Raw genomic sequence first — 4,841 nt, 5'->3', positions numbered from 1 at the left:
GTAATATAGGGCTCTAAATACCGCTTCCATAATCCTTGGGGGTTTGTGCCGTTAGACTTTGGCTCTAATCTCTTTAAGGGGGAATTTCGTGAAAGCGGTAATTCTTGCAGGTGGTTTAGGAACGCGTCTTCGTGAAGAGACTGAGTTTCGTCCAAAGCCGATGGTTGAAATCGGTGGACGCCCAATTCTCTGGCACATTATGAAAACCCTTTCAACGCAGGGCATCAACGAGTTTGTAATCTGCCTTGGCTATAAGGGTGATTACATTAAGGATTTCTTCATCAATTATGAGGCCCGTACTCATGACATCACCGTAAAGCTAGGTGAAAATGAAGGGCTAGTTCAGCATGCTAAATCGAACAAGGAAAATTGGACAGTAACTCTTGCCAATACAGGATTGACGACTATGACGGGTGGGCGAATCCACTCCATTAAGCAGTATGTAGAGGGCGAAAAGTTTCTGTGTACATATGGCGATGGCGTTGCCGATATCGATTTAAAAGCTTTAACTACATTCCACGAATCCCATGGAAAAATCGCCACGGTCACAGCAGTGCGCCCTACAAATCGATTTGGGGCAATGCAGATAGATGAGAATGAGACAGTCACAGAGTTTGCAGAAAAGCCGCAGGCTGAAAAGTGGGTAAATGGCGGCTACTTTATCTTTGAGCCAGGAATTTTTGACTACCTGGATTCCGAGTGCGTGTTAGAGAAAGGGCCGCTTGAAAACCTTGCCAAGAAAGGTGAGTTGAAATCCTATAAGCATGAGGGTTTCTGGCAGCCAATGGATACTTTCCGTGAATCCCAGGAGCTCAATGAACTATGGAGCAACAACGAGGCACCTTGGAAAATTTGGTGATCTAGTTCTATGGCTAATTTTTTAAAGGATTACTCGGGAAAAAAAATTCTGGTAACCGGGCACACGGGCTTTAAAGGTGCATGGTTATCTAGAATTTTAGTTTTAGCTGGTGCCGAAGTTTTCGGTGTAGCGCTTGAGGCAGAAACTAACTCACTCTTCGATGTGGCTGGCGATTTAGGGCTAAAGGAGAGCAGCATTCTCGATATTCGCGATCGCAACGCGGTGGAGAATTACTTTACGACACATCGATTCGACGGAATTTTTCACCTTGCCGCACAGCCTTTAGTGCGCCGCTCATACAAAGAGCCGATTGAAACTTTCGATACAAATGTTATGGGGACGGCGCATGTACTAAACGCGGCCGTGAGCAATAAGGCCACGCACTGGGTAGTGGCGATTACTACGGACAAGGTCTATAGAAATGTTGAAAAACTGAGTGGGTATTCTGAGGATGAACCACTTGGGGGAAAGGATCCATATAGCGCTAGCAAAGCCGCCACAGAGATGGTTGTTTCAGCATGGCAGACGATTGCACGCCATGGCGCTGAAAAGATTATGATCGCCTCGGCGCGTGCTGGCAATGTAATCGGTGGCGGCGATACTGCCGAAGATCGGTTGATTCCCGATTTAATTCGTGGCTTTCATGCCGGTGAAAAAACCATTATTAGAAACCCTGAATCAATTAGACCGTGGCAACATGTTTTAGATCCACTAAACGGGTACTTAACTATGGGATCGGCTTTAATGGTGGGCCGTGAAATAGCACTTGCATTTAACTTTGGCCCAGGCGAAGAATCAAAGTTAACCGTTGCGCAGATGGCAGATTACGCATGCAGGCAGTGGGAAGGCTCAAAAGGGATCGAAATTCAGAGTGATCCATCGTCCCCACACGAGGCCGGGCTGTTGTGGCTCTCATCAGAGTTAGCCACCAAAGAGTTAGGCTGGAGCAATCGATTTGAAGCCCATGAAGCAATCCGCTGGACTATTGATTGGGAGAAAGAGTCAATGCACAGCTCCCCATTAGCGGCGTTAGATCGACAAATATTTGAATTCTACGGAGCACAGCGATGAAAAAACTGTCAGTCATCACGCCTTGCTATAACGAAGAGGTAAATGTAGAAATCTGTGCCTCGGAGTTAAAGAAAATTATGCAGGAGCAGTTGCCACATTACGACTACGAACACATTTTTGCCGACAATGCTTCAACGGATTCAACGCTTATTAAACTGCGTAAAATTGCAGCTGGAGATGAACATGTAAAAGTCATATCTAATAGTCGCAACGTTGGTCCATTTAGAAATATGTGGAACGCTATGAAGAGTGCAACGGGAGATATCGTTGTTCCACAGTTGGCCGCTGATTTGCAAGATCCACCATCTGTGATCCCAGAGTTTGTTAAAAATTGGGAGGCAGGCTTTTTAGTTACTTACGGTGTTCGCGCCAAACGTGAAGAATCGTTAGTTATGCGTTTTGCCCGCGGGCTGTATTACCGAATTATCAAAAAATTTGCCGCCGCCGTAATCCCGCTTAACTCAGGTGAGTTTCTGCTTGCGGATAAGAAAGTGATTGATTCGATTTTGGCCGTTGATGACCAGTATCCATATATCAGAGGGTTAATTGCACAAACCGGAGTGAAGAGCACGTCGGTTCCATATACGTGGGTTAAGCGCGAGCGAGGGAAGTCTAAAAATAGCTTTATTTCACTGATCGATCAGGCAATAAATGGTTTCGTTTCAACTTCGCGTGTGCCTGCACGTCTGGCCTTATTAGGTGGCTTTATTCTTTCGTTTTTTGGTTTTGCTTATGCTCTATTTACCGTAATCATGGTTCTAACTTCCGATGGAAGCGCGCCGGTTGGGATTCCAACAATCATCGTCGGAATCTTTTTGATGGGCGGTGTTCAACTGCTTTTTTTAGGACTCATCGGAGAATATATTTTGAGCATTCATGGGCAAGTACGACGAACGCCGCCAATGTTTGAAATCGAGCGTATTAATTTCAAGGAGAGATAGTGGCCAAGAAAAAATATGTAGCGCCTAAGCCCAAAGCCGTTGTTCAAGAGACATTTCCCACACCTATTGCCTTGGGCATCAAAGCCTTTGCACTTACAGGTTCACTTATTTTTATTATTCAACTTCTTCGCGGCTCGGCACAGAGTGAAACTCCTGACAAAGTAATTTACTTATTAGCAATCCTCATCGCCGGAGTATTCCTTCTTTTAGGTTTTTCAAAGTTAAGTAAATCCACTGGTAAATACCTGCATGGATCTTTGGCACTGCTTATCACTGCAATAGGAACCGCTGGGATCGAACAGCATGAACCGATAAATGGAGTGGTTCTCTCGAATCGACTGTGGTTAGGCTTTGGACCTTACACATTGATCCTGGCGTTATTTATAGTGCCCATTGTTTTCAAAATTATTGAATGGCGAACTTTAAATTCTGCTTGGAAAGCCGTTCTATCCACGTTATTTCTAATAAATGCAGTTTTAGTAATTCCGAGTTTCTGGCAAAGCGCAGCAACAGTTATCGATGCAGATCACTCCGAGTATGTGATTAACGAACTCTTGGCTCCAGTTGTTGGCTATTGGCCATACTCAGACTTCATCCCTCAATACCAAAGTTTTTATGGATTCTTCCTGAAGCCATTTGTAGGCGGAATGAGCGCCAGTCAAATATCGGATGTAGCTTTTATAGCCCTGACTCTCTTAAGTTTTGCCACTCTCATTCTCGGTGTTGTTATTGCGTGGAACGCTATTGATCGCAGATCTATAGCGTTAGCAACCGGCCTTGTAATTCCCTTCACCGCTTTAACTCAGTTTCCTACACGTGAGGGATATCTTGGCTCAATTGCTGCCTTGCTTTCAGGACTTTCAATCCGAATATTTCCCGGACTTGTCTTAATTGGCCTGTTAATTCTCCTGCTTCGGAAGAGATCAGAGAAATCTACGGTTAAGCGAACAATTGCTTTTCTGGCTTTCGGATTTTTATCTGGGGTAACTACGTGGCAGTCTCAAGATTTTGGTATTGCAGCAGTGGTGACCTCATTTTTAGTTATCGCGTTTGCAAGTAGCACTCGATTTTTGGAGATTAAAAATACAGGCATAGCATTAATTGGATTTATTCCAGGGTTCGCTCTGTATCCAATCATCGCCGGTGCTGCCGGCAAAACTATCGACTTTAAATACTTTTTGTTCTTCGCTCGACAGTTTGGCTCTGGTTTCGGAGCTGAACGAATTCGTACGCCAGGTCCGGTGCTCTTTATTTTGCCATTAATAGTGCTACTTGTGGTAGTGCATGGAATATATGTCTATCGCTCTAAGAAGAGCGCGAGTGAAGCCGGTGACTATTCACTAAACGCCTTGATTGGCTTTGCTTTTGGACTCTGGTCGCTCTTTGGTTTTACGTATTACCTCAACAGATCTTACGCATCGGGACAGATGCAGATTCTCTTTTTACCACTGAGTATTTCTCTTGCAGCATTTGTTGGAATACTAATGAAGGATCCAATTCGAACTCTAGTATTTGGAAATTTACAGAAAGGCTTTCTATTCTCACCACGTGCGATGAAAGAGAAAAACTTTGCCTGGGTACTTCCGTTGCTCCTGATTATTTCTATCCCCTTTGCCTCCCTTTTGCTCACTCCTAATCCAAGCGTTGAGATGAAGCGAATTGATGAGGCGAAAACTGCACCGCGATGGCCAAAGGCAACTATTGTTGCCTCAGTTGCCGATGCGAAAATTGCAGCGAAGTATGCAAAAGATCAAGGTCTGACTATTGGTTTCTTCGGGGCATCCTCTTATTACGTAGAAAGAGAGACTGGAGTTCAATCGTTATCAATTTTAAACTCTCCCTTTGATTTATTTATGAGTCAGACCACGGCGCAAACTTCGTGCGATTATATAAACACAATTAATCCAGATGTCATTGTCGTCAGCGATGAGGGTACTAATCTCTTTCAGTTTGAGGGTAAAACGCTTTGT

The 4,841-nt window shown here is 44.4% G+C and carries 4 protein-coding genes; all 4 read left to right on the top strand.

Going from position 1 to position 4,841, the window contains the following annotated elements:
- The first annotated feature begins 88 nt into the window (after positions 1-88).
- Positions 89-859: a glucose-1-phosphate cytidylyltransferase gene (rfbF, locus tag Q8K48_05025; protein ID MDP1851759.1), complete on the top strand. Its 771-nt coding sequence runs from the start codon at positions 89-91 to the stop codon at positions 857-859.
- A gap of 9 nt (positions 860-868) precedes the next feature.
- Entirely contained in the window at positions 869-1,930 is a 1,062-nt protein-coding gene (rfbG, locus tag Q8K48_05020) for a CDP-glucose 4,6-dehydratase (GenBank protein ID MDP1851758.1), read from the top strand.
- Positions 1,927-2,871 carry a glycosyltransferase gene (locus Q8K48_05015; protein MDP1851757.1) on the top strand — a complete coding sequence of 315 codons (945 nt, stop codon included), beginning with the start codon at positions 1,927-1,929 and terminating at the stop codon, positions 2,869-2,871. Before rfbG ends, Q8K48_05015 begins: the two co-directional genes overlap by 4 nt.
- A partial coding sequence (locus Q8K48_05010) for a hypothetical protein (GenBank protein MDP1851756.1) occupies positions 2,871-4,841 on the top strand: 1,971 nt, incomplete at its 3' end. The genes Q8K48_05015 and Q8K48_05010, both read left to right, overlap by 1 nt.

Origin of the sequence: Candidatus Planktophila sp. (genome assembly GCA_030681675.1) — a bacterium.
Lineage (GTDB): Bacteria > Actinomycetota > Actinomycetes > Nanopelagicales > Nanopelagicaceae > Planktophila.
The sequence above is the reverse complement of the archived record's forward strand: the minus strand, read 5'-3'. Positions and strand labels throughout refer to the sequence as shown.